This window comes from Pseudomonas rhodesiae (assembly GCF_013285305.1).
Classification (GTDB): Bacteria; Pseudomonadota; Gammaproteobacteria; order Pseudomonadales; family Pseudomonadaceae; genus Aquipseudomonas; species Aquipseudomonas rhodesiae.
This window is the reverse complement of sequence record NZ_CP054205.1, coordinates 1,800,161-1,814,934: the sequence shown is the minus strand read 5'-3', so window position 1 is coordinate 1,814,934 and position 14,774 is coordinate 1,800,161. Positions and strand designations below refer to the sequence as shown.

Below are 14,774 nucleotides of genomic sequence, written 5' to 3'. Positions count from 1 at the left end.
CGAACGGATTGAGTGAAAGAGTTGTCATTGATCTTGTAGCTGACATTTTTCACTTGAGTGCACGGCATAAGAAGGTGAAAACTGCGCCAAAGCCTGCGCTTTTTACCAATCGGGGCGATTACCGCACCCCTATCCTGAGTATCGGATTGAAAACATGACCAAAACCGCGATTCCGGTCTTCAAGCTTTACGGGGAAAGTCAGCAATGGCCGACGCCCGATTTGTTGCACTGCGAAACTATTTCCCGACGCAGCCGGGAATACCAGTGGGAGATCCAGCCCCACCGGCACGCGGATCTGTGCCAGTTGCTGTATGTGCACAAAGGCCAGGCCCAGCTGGAAATCGAAGGTCAGCGCACCACGCTCAACGAAGCCACGCTACAGGTCCTGCCGCCGCTGTGTGTGCACGGGTTTCGCTTCAGTGAAGATGTCGAAGGCTATGTGGTGACCCTGGCCGCGCCCTTGGTGGACCACATGCAGGCACAACTGGGTTCCACGGTCGATGCCTTGCAGACATTGGGCAATTACCCAGCGGGCAAGGACAGCGATTACCTCAATAGCTTGTTCGCGCGCCTGCAGGATGAATACGCCGATGAGCAACCGGCACGGGACATGCTGATGCACGCCCTGGTCAGCGTGCTGCTGGTGTGGATCAGCCGCCAGGCGATCCAGCGCCGCCATCCACGGGCACCACGGGGTCGTGAGTATTTCCGACGCTTCACTCAGCTGGTGGAACAGCACTACCGCGAGCATCCCAAAATCGAGGACCTGGCCCACAAACTGGGGATCTCGGTGTCGCACCTGAACGGTACCTGCCGCGAATTGGCCGGGCAGCCCGCGCTGCAGATCATGCATGACCGCCAGTTGCTGGAAGCCAAGCGCCTGCTGACGTACACCAGCATGACCATCAATGAGATGTCGGAGGTGTTGGGTTTTTCCGACCCGACCAATTTCTCGCGGCTGTTCCGCCGCCGGGTCGGGTTCTCACCCAAGGCATTTCGTGAACAGTTAAAAGCGCAGCAGCCTACCTGAGCGCGCTGAAACTGCCGCTGTGGGGAATGCACTGGTCCTGATGGCAACTGATCGCAAAGGTCGGTTGCATGCGGGTCTGCTCGACGCGGTAGGCGGCCGTCCCGTAGAGCGCACTGGCCAGCGCGCTGAGGGCGAAAATCATCAGGTACTTGCGGGTTTTGATGCTCATGGCACTGACCTCTGCACAGATATACACGGTGCTGTTTAAAGCATAGGTCAGCCGGGGCAGGATGCCATTATTGGACGCCATTCAACCCGTTTATGTTGCGTATAAACCCTCATCCCACGCCGGCTCTTCGGGAAAGCGCAACACCAGAAAATCCAGCAGGCTGCGCAGCGCCGAAGGCATGTGCTTGCGCGACGCGTAGACCGCATAGATGTTCATCTGCCGGGGTTCGGCGCTGGGCAGCAGGCGCACCAGTTCGCCACGGCGGATGTAGTCGCCGGCCTGATAGCTGGGCAGCATCGCCACCCCGGCGCTGGCCAGAGTGACACGCAGCAGAGTGCTGGCCTCGTTGGCGGTGATGGTGCCACTCACCGGCACAGAGACAGGTTCGCCCCGCTCTTCGAAATGCCACAGGCTCTTACCGAAATACGAGTGGGTCAGGCAGTTGTGTCGCGCCAGGTCCTCAACGTTCTGCGGCGCCGCATGCTCACGCAGATACGCCGGGGTGGCGCACACCACCGAGCGGCAAACCGTAAGCCGCCGGGCGATCAGGTTGGGGTCCAGGTCGTTGCTCATGCGGATCGCCAAATCGATGCGCTCATCCACCAGGTTGACGGTGCGGTCAAGCATCTGCAGATCGACCGTGACCAACGGGTAGCGCTTGACGTACTCGGCGATGGCCTCGGCCAGTTGCGCCTGGCCGAACGAGGTACTCACACTCAGGCGCAGCAGGCCACGGGGCGCATCGTCCGGTTCGCTGACGGCGGCCTGCATATCGGCACTCAACTCCAGCATTTGCCGGCAACGGGGCAGGGTTTCGCTGCCGGCCGCCGTGAGGCTGAGCTTGCGCGTGGTGCGGTGCAGCAGGCGCGCGCCGACCCAATCCTCCAACTCGGCCAGGTAGCGCGATACCACCGGGCGCGACAGGTCCAAATGATCGGCGGCGGCGGATTGGCTGCCCAGGTCGACCACGGTGACAAACACACGCATTGCTTGAAGACGATCCATGATCTGTCCGCTTTTAGAAACAAACTATGTTCCAGCATCGCATTTTTAGTCTGGTTTGGTGCAACTAAGCTCTGTGCATTCTTTGAATCGATGCTGGAGCTACCCGATGTTCTCAATTTTCAAGCGCCTGACGCTGGCCAGCGCCGCCCTGGCTTTCGCGGCCCATGCGGCAGCGGCCGACCTGAGCCTGGACGTGTACAACCCCGGTGAAGCAGCGATTTTCCCGGTCAGTTCGGTACTGGTCAGCGGCGCCAAGGACGCAATCCTGGTGGACGCACAATTCGGCAAAGGCCAGGCCGAGCAACTGGTGCAAAAAATCCGCGCCAGCGGCAAGCACCTGACCACCATCTACATCAGCCATGGCGACCCGGACTACTACTTCGGCCTCGACACTCTCACCGCCGCCTTCCCCGACGCCAAAGTGCTGGCCCCACAACCGGTGGTCGAGCACATCAAAGCCACCGAGGCCGGCAAATTGGCCTATTGGGGCCCAAAAATGGGCGCCGACAAACCGGCCAAGATCATCGTGCCCCAGGTGCTTGAAGGTCATAACCTGAGCCTGGAAGGCCAGACACTGGAGGTGATCGGCCTGGACGGCCCGCAGCCGGATCGCAGCTTTGTGTGGATCCCGTCGATCAAGGCTGTGGTGGGTGGCGTGGTGGTCGCCGAGCACATTCATGTGTGGATGGCCGACACCCAAAGCGCGCAGTCTCACAAAGACTGGCTGGCGACTCTGCAGCGCATCCAACAGCTGCAACCGCGCACGGTGATTCCAGGGCACTACCTGGGCACGTCGTCGCTGGCGTCGGTGGCCTTCACCGCCGACTACATCAAGGCTTTTGACGTGGAAACCGCCAAGGCCAAGGACTCCGCCGCGCTGATCGCGGCCATGAAAAAGCGTTACCCGACCCTCGCCGACGACAGCTCGCTGGAGCTGAGCGCCAAAGTCGCCAAGGGCGAAATGAAGTGGTGAACCGTTGTAGAACCTGACCTTTACTTGGAGAACATCATGAGCAAGATCGCAATCATTGGCGCCACCGGTCGTGCCGGTAGCCAACTGCTGGAAGAAGCCCTGCGTCGCGGCCATAGCGTGGTCGCCATCGCCCGCAATACCGACGCCTTGCCGGCGCGCGACGGCGTCAGCGTCAAGCAGGTCGACGCCCTGAATGCCGAGGCCCTGCAACAGGCCGTCAGCGGCTGCGACGTGGTGATCAGCGCGGCGCACTTCGCCACCTTGCCCGCTGCGGCGGTGCTCGGTCCGGTGAAAAAAGCCGGGGTCAAACGCCTGCTGGTGGTGGGCGGCGCGGGCTCACTGTTGTTGCCGGACGGTAGCCGCGTGATCGACAGCCAGGGCTTCCCGGCCGAATACAAAGCCGAAGCCAGCGCCGGCGCCGAGTTCCTTGAGGCTCTGCGCCAGGAACGGGAACTGGACTGGACCTTCCTTTCACCGTCGGCGGAATTTGTCGAGACCGAGCGCACCGGCACGTTCCGCCTGGGTCAGGACCATTTGCTGGTAAGCGCCGAAGGCCGCAGCTGGATCAGCTTTGCCGACTACGCTATCGCGATGATCGATGAAGTGGAAAAGCATCAGCACCCGCGCCAGCGTTTTACGGTCGGTTACTGATTGATGTTTATTGACTGATTCATCGCTATCGGGGGCAAGCCCCCTCCCACATGGACTGAGGAAACCAGATCAAAACTGTGGGAGGGGGCTTGCCCCCGATGGCGATCGATCGGTCAGTTCAAGTACCGCTGCCCCACCCCTGATCTGAAGAGTGCGCCTGACTCTGCAGCCAGTTCATCAATGCCTCAAGCTCCGGCAGTGGCTGCGTACCCGGCGCAGACACCAGGTAATACCCCATCCCCGTTGGCACCCGCCGTTCAAATGGCATGGCCAGCCGCCCTGCCTTCACATCCTCGCCAATCAGCGCGCAGTCACCGATCGCCACGCCAGAGCCTTGGGACGCCACCGTCATCGCCAGGTCCAGGGTTTCGAAATGATGACCTTGGCTGACCCTGCTCAAGCGCACATCCGCCGCCTTCAGCCAGAGCGTCCAATCCCGCTCGTCTCGCGTGGGATGTAGCAGCACCTGGTGTTGCAGGTCCGCCGGTGTGCGCAGCGTCGCGAGCAAGGCCGGGGCGCAGACCGGGGTGAGTCGTTCATCGAATAAATGCCGGGCCTCGGCGGGCTGCGCGGCGATGGGCGCGTAAATCACTGCCGCATCGAAAGGCTCGCGACGAAAGTCCACGGTGTTGGCCACGGTGGTAGTGAGTTCTACCGGCACATCCGGGCGTTCCCGTTGCCATTGCATCAGGCGTGGCAGCAGCCAGCGCATCACACAGGTGGAGGCCTTGAGTTGCAGGGTTTGCTGGCGCCGACCGATGTGCTCCACCGCGGCGCCGATCAGGCCAAACACCTGCTGCGCGCAGTGCTGCCACGCGCGGCCCTGTTCCGTGAGGCTCAAGCCTCGCGCCTGGCGCAGAAACAATGGGTAGCCCAAGTGGCGCTCCAGCCCGGCGATCTGCCGGCTCACCGCGCCCTGGGTGATATGCAGATGTTCGGCGGCGCGGGTGAAGTTGCAGCAGTGGGCCGTGACCCAAAAGGTGTGCAGCGCAGGCAGCGGCGGAAGGCGTTTCATGCGATGAGCCATGACGTGGGAACATGGCGAGTATGACGTTTTATCGATTGTGGGCGCCATGGGCCAACCGTTCCAATACCGCCTTCTCTCATTCACAAGAGCGACCTGTATGGCGACCTGCGGCGAAGTGTTGGTCAACCTTTTGGAAGGCTATGGCGTGGACCATGTGTTCGGCATCCCCGGCGTGCACACCGTGGAGCTGTATCGCGGCCTGGCCCGTTCAAACATCCGCCATATCACCCCGCGCCACGAACAGGGTGCCGGTTTTATGGCCGACGGTTACGCGCGCACCCGTGGTAAACCCGGTGTGTGTTTCATCATCACCGGCCCCGGCATGACCAATATCACCACGGCCATGGGCCAAGCCTATGCCGACTCGATCCCGATGCTGGTGATTTCCAGCGTGCAGTCGCGCAGTCAGCTGGGCGGCGGGTGCGGTAAGTTGCATGAGTTGCCGAACCAGAGTGCGCTGGTGGCTGGGGTGGCGGCGTTTTCCCACACCGTGATGTCGGCGGCGGAACTGCCGAGTGTGCTGGCGCGGGCGTTTGCGCTGTTCCAGGCCGGGCGGCCGCGCCCAGTGCATATTGAAATCCCCCTGGACGTACTGGTGGAAAACGCCGATGCGCTGCTGGGCTGCGCGCCGATCAGCGTGGCCCGCGCCGGTGCCGCACCGGCGTCCGTCGTGCAGATGGGTCGCTTGCTCGCCACAGCCAAGCGTCCGTTGATCCTGGCCGGCGGCGGTGCCATTGAAGCCGCCGCGGCACTGACCACCCTGGCCGACACCCTCGGCGCGCCGGTCGCGCTGACCATCAACGCCAAAGGCCTGCTGCCCGCCGCGCACCCGCTGCTGATCGGCTCGACCCAAACCTTGCCCGCTACCCGCGCCCTGGTGGCCGAAGCCGACGTGGTGCTGGCCATCGGCACGGAGCTGGCGGAAACCGACTACGACACCACCTTCGCCGGCGGCTTCGAGATTCCCGGCACTTTGCTACGCATCGATATCGACCCGGACCAGACCGTGCGCAACTATCGGCCCGCCGTGGCGTTGGTGGCCGATGCGCGGATCGCCGTCGAGGCCGTGCTGGCCGAACTGAACCACACGCCGCTGCCTGCGCGCGATCCACACTGGGGGCAGCACCGCGTCGCACGGTTGTGGGCTGACTTGGCGCCGACCTGGGACGCCGCCACCCGCGCGCAGACCCTGTTCCTCAACACGGTATTGGCGACCTTGCCCGATGCCGTGCTGGTAGGCGATTCCACCCAACCGGTGTACAGGGGCAACCTGACCCTGAACCTCGACCATCCGCGTCGCTGGTTCAACGCCTCCACCGGCTACGGCACCCTGGGCTATGCCCTGCCCGCCGCCATCGGCGCCTGGCTCGGACGCGGCGATGGCCGGCCGGTGGTGTGCCTGATCGGCGACGGCGGCCTGCAATTCACCCTGCCGGAACTGGCCAGTGCCGTGGAAGCCCGCACGCCGATCATCGTGCTGCTGTGGAACAACCAGGGCTATGAAGAGATCAAGCGCTACATGCTCAACCGCGCCATCGAACCGGTGGGCGTGGACATCTACACCCCGGACTTTATCGGCGTGGCCAAGGCCCTTGGCAGTGCCACTGACAGCGCACACGACGTTGAGCAGCTACGCAATGCCTTGCACAGCGCCGTGCAACGGCAAGGGCCAACGTTGATTGAAATCGATCAGGGGCTGTGGATGAAGGCGATGTGAGCCGAGGGGGCAAGCAAAGGACCACGCCCATTAACCCCAGCGCAATTTTTCAATAGCCTTTGCGACTTTCTCATTTGCCCCGCCGGCATCCGCCATGGCCTGATCTGCGCTTGTTCACTCAAGGCTTGCCCATGGAAAACGTTCACGCAAAACCCACTACCGCCGCCTGGCTGATGCTCAGTGTGGTGCTGGTCGCCCTTAACCTGCGCCCTTCGATGGCGGCGGTCGGGCCGTTGTTGTCGTCGATTCGCGGCGATGTGCCGTTGAGTTTCAGCAGCGCGGCGTTGCTGACCATGCTGCCGGTGATGGCCATGGGGCTGGCGATGTTTTTCGGCATGGGCCTGGCCAAGCGGGTGGGTGAGCACCGCAGCATCGTGTTGTCCCTGGGGGTGATCGGCGTAGCGACGTTGTCGCGCTTGTGGCTGGACTCGGCGCTGGAGCTGATCGTCAGCGCCATCGCCGCCGGGGTGGGGATCGCGCTGATCCAGGCGGTGATGCCGGCGCTGATCAAGACCCGCTTCAACCAGAACGTCTCGCTGTTCATGGGCCTGTACGTCACGGCGATCATGGGCGGCGCCGCGCTGGCCGCTTCATTCGCGCCGTTCGTGCAGGTGCAGACCGGTAGTTGGCGCATCGGCCTGGCCATCTGGGCGATGCTTGCCGTGTTGGCGCTGGTGTTCTGGTACGCCCAGCGCTCGACGCTGCCGCCAGTGCCCCAGGCCGGCTCCGACACGCAGGAACGCTTTTTCGGCAACGCACGCGCCTGGTTGCTGGCGATCTTTTTCGGCCTCGGAACCGCGTCCTACACCTGTGTACTCGCCTGGCTGGCGCCGTATTACGTGGAACAAGGCTGGAGCGAACAGAGCGCCGGCCTGGTGCTGGGCTTCCTCACGGCAATGGAAGTGGTGTCGGGGCTGATCACGCCGGCCATTGCCAACCGTCGCCAGGATAAACGCAGCGTGGTAGCGACGTTGCTGGTGCTGATCATCCTCGGTTTCTGCGGCCTGATTCTGGCACCGCAACACGTGAGCCTGCTGTGGCCATGCCTGCTCGGCCTGGGCATCGGCGGGTTGTTCCCGATGAGTCTGATCCTGTCCCTCGATCACCTGGACAACCCGCGCCGCGCCGGCGGCCTCACCGCCTTTGTGCAGGGCTTCGGCTACCTGATCGCCGGTCTGTCGCCGCTGATCGCCGGGGTTATTCGCGACCAATTGGGCAGCTTCGAATGGGCTTGGTGGGCACTGACCGGAGTGATCGTGGTGATGCTGCTGATGGTCACGCGCTTCGACCCGAAGCATTACGCACGCCATTTCCGCTGAGGTCGTATTGCCAACAGTTTATGTCCCACCACAAACATAGAAACACCCTACAGAGCTTTCTATTGGTACGACCGTTCCGTTAATCTTTTGCGCTTTCTTGTACTGAATTCGGTACATGGGATTTACGGACGAAACCGATGTTAAACAGTAACTTGCTCAGAAAACTCGATATGCAGGACTTGATGGTGTTTATCGCCGTCTATGACCAGAGCAGCGTTACCGAGGTGTCAGAAACGCTGTTTGTCAGCCAGTCCACGGTGAGCTACAGCCTCAAGAAACTGCGCACCAGTTTCGAGGACGAGCTGTTTATCAACACCCGTGCGGGCATGCGGCCGACGTACAAGGCCACCACCATGTACGAGCATGTGCAGAAGATCCTCGAAAGCATCAACCTGTGCCACGCCGGTGGCCAGGCTTTCGACCCCAAGCAGCAGGCGGTGACCTTCAATGTGTGCGCCCCGGAATACTTCGAACAGCTGATCCTGCCGCGCCTGCTCAAGCAATTCGATCGCGCCGACCTGCCGGTGATCGTTAATGTGCGCAAGCTGGAAACCGATATCCCCGCCGACGACCTGCGCGAAGGCCGCTTGGACCTGGTGATCTGTTTCGGCCCGCATTTCCACCGCGCCCATAAAGACTTCAAGACCCAGATGCTGCTGGAGGATGACCTGGTCTGTGTGTTCGACAAACACGCCGCGCCACGGGAATCGGCGTTCAGCCTGCAATCCTTCGTCGAACGCCGCCATGTTTTTCCAACACCCTGGACATCCGACACCAACATGATCGACGGTTGGCTCGGGCGCCAGGCGCACAAACGCCAGGTGGTGGCGCGGGCCAACAGCTACAGCGCGGCCTTGAAAATGATCAGTGGCACCGACTACGTCGTCACCCTGCCCCGCCGCGTGCAAAAACTGCTGGCACCGGCCACCACCTTCGGCCACTGCGAAGCCCCCAACGGCTTGCCGGGGTTCACTTTGGATATGCAGTGGCATGAAAGCAGCGGGCAAGACCGCGCCAATGCCTGGTTCCGGGAACAACTGGTGAAGGTCTGCGCCGAGCAAGGCTTGCTCTGACGCCCGCATACCTTAGGGGCAGTGATCAGCCGATGGCGACTTTACTGTAGGACTCGCGATCCATATCGACCAACTGCACGCTGAGTTGTACCTGCATATCCGCTGGCCACTCGCCCACGTCCTGCAAGGCCGCCAATAGGCTCTCCGACAACTGCTTTTTAACCTGAGGCGAGCGCCCGCTGAGCAAGGACAGTTTCACCGCGATAAAGGCCCGCGGGCTCAGCGAGGTGCCGACCTGGAAACTCTCGACCTTCAACGCGCGGCTTTTGATATCGAACTCGGAACCGAACTGCCCGGACGCCATCAGCACGTTATTGAGCCGCAACAGGGTTTTCTCGACGGCCAGGTCGGTGAGGTTCGCGGTGTATTCCAGGTGCAGGTGCGGCATTGATCGCTCCGAGTTATTTGTAGGAAGACGCGTAGATATAACACGGATAAAACCATCAGGCTGGGTTCACCGGCCCGCGATCCCCCATAAACGCTTCCAACCGCGAACGCACCCAACGCTCGGCCGGGTCGGTGTCCACATGGCTGAGCCAGACCATCGACAGATCCAAGGTCGGCGTTTCGAACGGGAATGGCTCGCAGAACAGATTGCCTGATACGGCCATGGCCTCGGCGGCGTAGTCCGGCAGGCTGGCGATCAAGTCAGTGCCGGCCAGCAGCGCTGGCAAGGCGCTGTACTGCGGCACCGACAACACCACTTGTCGCTTGCGGCCGATTTCCGCCAGCCACTCATCGGCGAACCCCGACACGTTGGCGGTGTGGGACACCAGCACATGAGGCCGTGCGCAATATTCATCGAGGGTCAGCGGCGTGTCCGAGGCGTCGGCGCGCAACAGCCGCGGACGGATATGACGCAACAATTTGCGCTTGGCATTGGCCGGCAGGCCACGGGTCTGGGTGATGCCGACGGTAATGTCGCCGGATGCCAACAGATCGGGAATGCGCCAGTAATCGACATGCTGCACCACGAACACCACCTTCGGCGCTTCCTGGCGCAAGGCGCGCAGCAGCGGCGGCAACAGGCCGAATTCCACATCGTCGGACAGGCCGATGCGAAACGTCATAGTGCTGATGGACGGGTCGAAATCGTGGGTCAGGCTCAAGGCCGACGACAATGAATCCAGGGCCGGCGACAGGTGCTGGATGATCTCCTCGGCCCGCGCAGTTGGCTCCATGCGATGGCCGACGCGGATAAACAAGGGATCATTGAACAGCGTACGCAAACGGTTGAGCGCCGAACTGATGGTGGGTTGGCCCAGAAACAGCTTCTCCGCCACGCGCGTGACGTTGCGCTCAAGCATCAGTGCTTCGAAAACCACCATCAGATTGATGTCGGCCTTGCGTAATTCATTGCGATTCATCGGCGCCTGCCCTCTGCCCTAGACGAGCCGCAGTGTAGAAAGCGCCGCGGCGGGCGTCTATGCGCATTGCCGCTAAACACACCGGCAGGTCGGTGCCCGCCGGTGCTGGTCAGGCCGGGTCATCAGGGTTTGAGCGGTATTTCCTGATCTCGCTCGGACAGCTCCGTGCCGTCATCGGGATGTTTCCAGGTCTGCGGTTTTTCCTCTTCGTAGCGCTGCCGGGGCTGCTCCTGCTCCGGTTCATCGTGGTGCTTCGGTTCATTGCCCATTGTCACCTCCCCTCCCAAGAATTGGACACAGCTACAAGCATAGATCAGGACAAAGGGTTTGGCCGCCCGCTTTATTGATAGCTATGACGCATCAATAAATCCAAAATTTTCACTTATCATTTCTAAATGTGTCAGCCACTATCCCAAGTCTTAAGCGAAACAAGCACTTTAAAAAGAACGCTGGAGACACAACACCATGACTAGCTCAACCCGGCCTGACTCTGCCCACTCCAAAGTGGGCGCGGTATTGCGCGTTACTTCGGGTAACTTCCTCGAACAGTTCGACTTCTTTCTGTTCGGCTTCTATGCCACTTACATTGCTGCCGCGTTCTTCCCCGCCGCTAATGAGTTTGCGTCATTAATGATGACCTTCGCCGTGTTCGGCGCAGGCTTCCTGATGCGGCCCCTGGGCGCAATCGTTTTGGGTGCCTATATCGATGACGTGGGTCGGCGCAAAGGCCTGATCGTGACGCTATCGATCATGGCCAGCGGTACGCTGTTGATCGTGCTGGTGCCGGGCTATCACAGCATTGGTCTGTGGGCGCCGCTGCTGGTGCTGCTCGGTCGCCTGCTGCAAGGCTTCTCGGCCGGCGCGGAACTGGGCGGTGTGTCGGTGTACCTGGCCGAGATGGCCACGCCAGGCCGCAAAGGTTTCTATACCAGCTGGCAATCGGGCAGCCAGCAGATCTCCATCGTGGTCGCCGCCGCGCTGGGTTATGGCTTGAACGTGTGGATGGAACCGTCGGTGGTGGCCGACTGGGGCTGGCGCATTCCGTTTGCGGTGGGTTGCGTCATCATCCCGTTTATCTTTGTACTGCGGCGCAACCTGCAGGAAACCGAAGAGTTCGCCAACCGCAAGCATCGCCCGACCATGCGCGAAGTGCTGGCAACCCTGGTAAAGAACTGGACCGTGGTCATCGGCGGCATGCTGATGGTGGCCATGACCACCACCGCGTTCTATCTGATCACCGTGTACGCGCCGACCTTCGGCAAGACCGTGCTGCAACTGAGCACTTCCGACGCACTGCTGGTGACCTTGCTGGTGGCCATTTCCAACTTTGTCTGGCTGCCCATCGGCGGCACTCTCAGTGACCGTTTCGGTCGTAAACCGGTGCTGATCGCCATGACTGCGTTGACCGTGCTCACGGCCTATCCGGCATTGTCCTACGTGGTCAACGCGCCGAGCTTTGCGCATATGCTGGAAACCCTGCTGTGGTTCTCCTTCCTGTACGGCATGTACAACGGCGCCATGATCCCGGCCCTGACCGAAATCATGCCGGTGGAAGTGCGCGTGGCGGGTTTCTCCCTGGCCTACAGCCTGGCGACCGCGATCTTCGGCGGCTTCACCCCGGCGATCTCCACCTGGTTTATTCACATCACCGAAGACAAAGCCTCGCCGGCCTATTGGATGATGTTCGCCGCGCTGTGTGCGCTGTGCTCGACCCTGGCGCTGTACCGTCGCGCCAACGCCCGTGGTCAAGTAATGCAGGGGGCTGTGTGATGAAGTCAATGTTCAAAAACCTGACCGCCCTCGCCCTCGGCGCCCTGGCACTGACGGCCCAGGCCGAACAGCTCAAGGTGATGACGTCCGGCGGCTTCACCGCAGCTTATAAAGTGCTGGGCCCGCAATATGCCCAGCGCAGCGGCGACACCCTCGACACCATTCTCGGCCCGTCCATGGGCAAGGCGCCGGAAGCGATTCCCAACCGCCTGGCCCGCGGCGAACATGCCGACGTGGTGATCATGGTCGGCTATGCCCTGGATGAGTTGATCAAGCAAGGTAAGGTGGACCCCGCTTCACGGGTGGAACTGGCCGACTCGCGCATTGGCCTGGTGGTCAAGCAAGGGCAGCCGAAACCGGCGATTGGCACCGACGCCGAGCTAAAGGCGGTGCTCAGCAACGCCAAGTCCGTGGCGTATTCCGACAGTGCCAGCGGCGTGTATGTGGAAAAAGAGTTGTTCAAGAAACTCGGTATGCCGGCCAAGGGCACCATGATCGAACGCCTGCCGGTGGCCGAGCAGGTGGCCAAGGGTGATTACGCTGTGGGCTTGCAGCAGGTGGCGGAACTGTTGCCGGTACCGGGCGTGACCTTTGTGGGCAAGATCCCTGAAGACGTGCAATCGGTAACGCGCTTCGCCGCGGGCATTCCGGTGAACGCCGAACACCCTAAGCAGGCCAAGGCGCTGCTGCAGTTCCTCGCCTCCCCCGAGGTGCAACCGGCGGTGCAGGCCACCGGCCTGGACTCGGTGTCACGCTGACCGAAACGGCATCTCGCGCACCAAGCGCTCCAACTCCAGCGCCGCTGGCGGCAAAGTCCGCCCGCGGCGTTTGATCAAGCCCACATTGCGCATCACCTGCGGCTCCACCAGCGGCACGCTCACCAGAATCGGGTGTTCGCACGCTGGCATCGCAATCGACGGCACCATCGCCACCCCCAGCCCCGCTTCTACCAGCCCGATCATGGTGGTCACGTGGTGGGTCTCGCAAATACTCGGTTTTTTTACGCGCACGCCACGCAAGGCCTGGTCGAGCAGAAACCGGTTGCCCGAGGTCTTGTCCACGCTGATGTAGTCGTGCTCATAAGCTTCGGCCCACGTCACGCTGGTGCGACCGGCCAGCGGATGGTCACGCCGGCACGCCAATACGTAGCGCTCTTGCAGCAACAGTTCGAACTCCACCTCATCGGCCAGGCTGCCGCTGAAACTCACGCCGAAATCCGCCTCGCCGCTTTCCACCGCACTGCACACCTCGCCGGCACTGGCGTCGAGCACCCGCAGACGAATCTTCGGGTAGAGCTTGTGGAATTCGGAGATCACGTGAGGCATGAAGTAGTACGCGGTAGAAGGCACGCAGGCGATGGTGACGTTGCCCATGCGCGTCGATGCCACGTTGCTGATACCCATCAGGGCGAGGTCCAGGTCGTCGAGCATGCGTTCGACCTGCGGGAGAAAAGCGCGTCCCACCATGGTCAGGCTGACACGCCGGGTGGTGCGCTCGAACAGCTTCACGTCCAGCGCCGATTCGAGCTTTTCGATGCGGCGGCTCAAGGCCGGTTGGGAGATGCGGATCGCCTCGGCAGCGCCGCGGAAACTGCCTTTGTCCACCACGGCACGAAAGGCCTGAAGGTCATTGAGATCGAAATTGATAATCACGGGAAACACTGGCCGACTAGGGGGGGCGATCTATAGTACCCGAGGGCCATGAACGTGGCGCGATGCACTTTGTAGACATCCCCCGGAATAATTAGCGTAAACCGTTTCAAACCACACATTTTGGTATAGATTGCGCGCAGCATATAACAGGCATCCAGGAGCTTTCCCATGGCGACACTTCACGCGACTACCGTTCAGGCGCTGCAAAGCAACAAACTCAGCTTGTTGACCACATGGATCGAAAGCCTCGAAGCCTCGGGTGCCACCCGCAACGTCAAGGAAGCCGACCTGAAACAACAGGCCAACGACTTCCTGAACACACTGATTGCAGCCCTGGAACAAGGCGGTTCGCAGAATGTTAACCACGAGAACTGGGCCGAAACCCGCGTACTCCTGGAAAAGCTGTCCCACAGCCGCGCACTGGTCGGCCAAGACTCGCAACAGACCGCCAGTTTCATCTTTGCCCTCAAAGGCCCGCTCTTCGCCCTGCTGCAACGCGAATATGCCGAGCAGCCGGCGCAACTGGCCGAACAGCTATGGGAAATCTCCGAGCTGCTGGATGCCTTGGGCATGCACACCATCCGTACCTTCCAGAAGTCCCGCGAGCTGGTGATCAAACGCCAGCAGGAAGAACTGCTGGAACTGTCCACGCCGGTGGTCAAGTTGTGGGACGGCGTGCTGGCCCTGCCGATGATCGGCACCCTGGATTCCCAGCGCACCCAGGTGGTGATGGAATCGCTGCTGCAACGCATCGTCGACACCGGCGCGGAAATTGCGATCATCGACATCACCGGCGTGCCGACCGTCGATACCCTGGTGGCCCAGCACCTGCTCAAGACCGTGACCGCCATTCGCCTGATGGGCGCCGATTGCATCATCAGCGGTGTGCGTCCGCAAATCGCCCAGACCATCGTTCACCTGGGCCTTGACCTGCAAGGCGTCGTCACCAAGGCCAATCTCGCCGACGCCCTGGCCCTGTCCCTCAAGCGTCTGGGCGTGACCGTGACCAAGGCCGTCTGAC

General features: G+C 61.6%; 16 protein-coding genes. 9 read left to right on the top strand and 7 right to left on the bottom strand.

The annotated features are described in order from the left end of the window. The first annotated feature begins 154 nt into the window (after window positions 1-154). Complete coding sequence (locus HRH33_RS08200; RefSeq protein WP_034112419.1) at window positions 155-1,030, top strand: helix-turn-helix domain-containing protein; 876 nt, start codon at window positions 155-157, stop codon at window positions 1,028-1,030. On the opposite strand, the gene HRH33_RS08195 is transcribed toward HRH33_RS08200, so the two are convergent. Continuing rightward, window positions 1,023-1,199, bottom strand: a complete 177-nt coding sequence (locus HRH33_RS08195; protein WP_167389878.1) for a hypothetical protein — start codon at window positions 1,197-1,199, stop codon at window positions 1,023-1,025. The genes HRH33_RS08200 and HRH33_RS08195 overlap by 8 nt on opposite strands. A gap of 90 nt (window positions 1,200-1,289) precedes the next feature. Next, window positions 1,290-2,204 (bottom strand): LysR family transcriptional regulator, encoded by a 915-nt coding sequence (locus HRH33_RS08190; RefSeq protein WP_123480465.1) that lies wholly within the window; start codon window positions 2,202-2,204, stop codon window positions 1,290-1,292. 106 nt (window positions 2,205-2,310) lie between these two features. Here HRH33_RS08190 and HRH33_RS08185 point away from each other — a divergent pair, with 106 nt between their 5' ends. Together HRH33_RS08185 and HRH33_RS08180 are read left to right on the top strand one after the other, a co-directional pair. Continuing rightward, window positions 2,311-3,177 (top strand): MBL fold metallo-hydrolase, encoded by an 867-nt coding sequence (locus tag HRH33_RS08185; protein ID WP_167416508.1) that lies wholly within the window; start codon window positions 2,311-2,313, stop codon window positions 3,175-3,177. A gap of 36 nt (window positions 3,178-3,213) precedes the next feature. Then, window positions 3,214-3,828 carry an NAD(P)-dependent oxidoreductase gene (locus HRH33_RS08180; RefSeq protein ID WP_034112413.1) on the top strand — a complete coding sequence of 205 codons (615 nt, stop codon included), beginning with the start codon at window positions 3,214-3,216 and terminating at the stop codon, window positions 3,826-3,828. 118 nt (window positions 3,829-3,946) lie between these two features. Here the strand turns inward: HRH33_RS08180 and HRH33_RS08175 are convergent, their stop codons facing one another. Continuing rightward, window positions 3,947-4,843: a LysR substrate-binding domain-containing protein gene (locus HRH33_RS08175; RefSeq protein ID WP_167416507.1), complete on the bottom strand. Its 897-nt coding sequence runs from the start codon at window positions 4,841-4,843 to the stop codon at window positions 3,947-3,949. Between the two features lie 109 nt (window positions 4,844-4,952). Here HRH33_RS08175 and HRH33_RS08170 point away from each other — a divergent pair, with 109 nt between their 5' ends. The 3 genes from HRH33_RS08170 to HRH33_RS08160 all read left to right on the top strand — a co-directional run bounded on the left by HRH33_RS08170 (window position 4,953) and on the right by HRH33_RS08160 (window position 8,964). Then, entirely contained in the window at window positions 4,953-6,572 is a 1,620-nt protein-coding gene (locus tag HRH33_RS08170; protein ID WP_167416506.1) for a 5-guanidino-2-oxopentanoate decarboxylase, read from the top strand. 131 nt (window positions 6,573-6,703) lie between these two features. Beyond that, on the top strand, window positions 6,704-7,891 hold the full coding sequence (locus HRH33_RS08165; RefSeq protein WP_167416505.1) for a cyanate transporter: 1,188 nt from the start codon (window positions 6,704-6,706) through the stop codon (window positions 7,889-7,891). 137 nt (window positions 7,892-8,028) lie between these two features. After that, window positions 8,029-8,964 carry a LysR family transcriptional regulator gene (locus HRH33_RS08160; protein WP_094064652.1) on the top strand — a complete coding sequence of 312 codons (936 nt, stop codon included), beginning with the start codon at window positions 8,029-8,031 and terminating at the stop codon, window positions 8,962-8,964. 25 nt (window positions 8,965-8,989) lie between these two features. Here HRH33_RS08160 and HRH33_RS08155 read toward each other — a convergent pair whose 3' ends face one another. From HRH33_RS08155 to HRH33_RS08145, 3 genes are all read right to left on the bottom strand, one after another. Further along, window positions 8,990-9,352: a 5-carboxymethyl-2-hydroxymuconate Delta-isomerase gene (locus tag HRH33_RS08155; RefSeq protein ID WP_034112408.1), complete on the bottom strand. Its 363-nt coding sequence runs from the start codon at window positions 9,350-9,352 to the stop codon at window positions 8,990-8,992. A gap of 55 nt (window positions 9,353-9,407) precedes the next feature. Beyond that, window positions 9,408-10,331 (bottom strand): LysR substrate-binding domain-containing protein, encoded by a 924-nt coding sequence (locus HRH33_RS08150; RefSeq protein ID WP_034096422.1) that lies wholly within the window; start codon window positions 10,329-10,331, stop codon window positions 9,408-9,410. 122 nt (window positions 10,332-10,453) lie between these two features. Further along, window positions 10,454-10,600: a hypothetical protein gene (locus HRH33_RS08145; protein ID WP_167416504.1), complete on the bottom strand. Its 147-nt coding sequence runs from the start codon at window positions 10,598-10,600 to the stop codon at window positions 10,454-10,456. Between the two features lie 196 nt (window positions 10,601-10,796). Here HRH33_RS08145 and tcuC point away from each other — a divergent pair, with 196 nt between their 5' ends. Both tcuC and HRH33_RS08135 read left to right on the top strand, forming a co-directional pair. Further along, window positions 10,797-12,101, top strand: a complete 1,305-nt coding sequence (gene tcuC / locus HRH33_RS08140; protein ID WP_034137369.1) for an MFS transporter — start codon at window positions 10,797-10,799, stop codon at window positions 12,099-12,101. Then, entirely contained in the window at window positions 12,101-12,859 is a 759-nt protein-coding gene (locus tag HRH33_RS08135; protein ID WP_167416503.1) for a substrate-binding domain-containing protein, read from the top strand. Before tcuC ends, HRH33_RS08135 begins: the two co-directional genes overlap by 1 nt. On the opposite strand, the gene HRH33_RS08130 is transcribed toward HRH33_RS08135, so the two are convergent. Next, the gene (locus tag HRH33_RS08130) at window positions 12,851-13,753 is read right to left on the bottom strand and encodes a LysR family transcriptional regulator (protein ID WP_040267597.1); all 903 of its coding nucleotides are present in this window, start codon (window positions 13,751-13,753) and stop codon (window positions 12,851-12,853) included. The genes HRH33_RS08135 and HRH33_RS08130 overlap by 9 nt on opposite strands. 168 nt (window positions 13,754-13,921) lie before the next feature. Here HRH33_RS08130 and HRH33_RS08125 point away from each other — a divergent pair, with 168 nt between their 5' ends. Beyond that, window positions 13,922-14,773 carry an STAS domain-containing protein gene (locus HRH33_RS08125; RefSeq protein ID WP_034137366.1) on the top strand — a complete coding sequence of 284 codons (852 nt, stop codon included), beginning with the start codon at window positions 13,922-13,924 and terminating at the stop codon, window positions 14,771-14,773. Window position 14,774: the final 1 nt, after the last annotated feature.

Excerpts from the sequence above, each read along its gene's own strand:
- HRH33_RS08200 (WP_034112419.1), top strand. The coding sequence starts at position 155 with ATGACCAAAACCGCGATTCCGGTCTTCAAGCTTTACGGGGAAAGTCAG.
- HRH33_RS08195 (WP_167389878.1), bottom strand. The coding sequence starts at position 1,199 with ATGAGCATCAAAACCCGCAAGTACCTGATGATTTTCGCCCTCAGCGCG.
- HRH33_RS08190 (WP_123480465.1), bottom strand. The coding sequence starts at position 2,204 with ATGGATCGTCTTCAAGCAATGCGTGTGTTTGTCACCGTGGTCGACCTG.
- HRH33_RS08185 (WP_167416508.1), top strand. The coding sequence starts at position 2,311 with ATGTTCTCAATTTTCAAGCGCCTGACGCTGGCCAGCGCCGCCCTGGCT.
- HRH33_RS08180 (WP_034112413.1), top strand. The coding sequence starts at position 3,214 with ATGAGCAAGATCGCAATCATTGGCGCCACCGGTCGTGCCGGTAGCCAA.
- HRH33_RS08175 (WP_167416507.1), bottom strand. The coding sequence starts at position 4,843 with ATGAAACGCCTTCCGCCGCTGCCTGCGCTGCACACCTTTTGGGTCACG.
- HRH33_RS08170 (WP_167416506.1), top strand. The coding sequence starts at position 4,953 with ATGGCGACCTGCGGCGAAGTGTTGGTCAACCTTTTGGAAGGCTATGGC.
- HRH33_RS08165 (WP_167416505.1), top strand. The coding sequence starts at position 6,704 with ATGGAAAACGTTCACGCAAAACCCACTACCGCCGCCTGGCTGATGCTC.
- HRH33_RS08160 (WP_094064652.1), top strand. The coding sequence starts at position 8,029 with ATGTTAAACAGTAACTTGCTCAGAAAACTCGATATGCAGGACTTGATG.
- HRH33_RS08155 (WP_034112408.1), bottom strand. The coding sequence starts at position 9,352 with ATGCCGCACCTGCACCTGGAATACACCGCGAACCTCACCGACCTGGCC.
- HRH33_RS08150 (WP_034096422.1), bottom strand. The coding sequence starts at position 10,331 with ATGAATCGCAATGAATTACGCAAGGCCGACATCAATCTGATGGTGGTT.
- HRH33_RS08145 (WP_167416504.1), bottom strand. The coding sequence starts at position 10,600 with ATGGGCAATGAACCGAAGCACCACGATGAACCGGAGCAGGAGCAGCCC.
- tcuC (WP_034137369.1), top strand. The coding sequence starts at position 10,797 with ATGACTAGCTCAACCCGGCCTGACTCTGCCCACTCCAAAGTGGGCGCG.
- HRH33_RS08135 (WP_167416503.1), top strand. The coding sequence starts at position 12,101 with ATGAAGTCAATGTTCAAAAACCTGACCGCCCTCGCCCTCGGCGCCCTG.
- HRH33_RS08125 (WP_034137366.1), top strand. The coding sequence starts at position 13,922 with ATGGCGACACTTCACGCGACTACCGTTCAGGCGCTGCAAAGCAACAAA.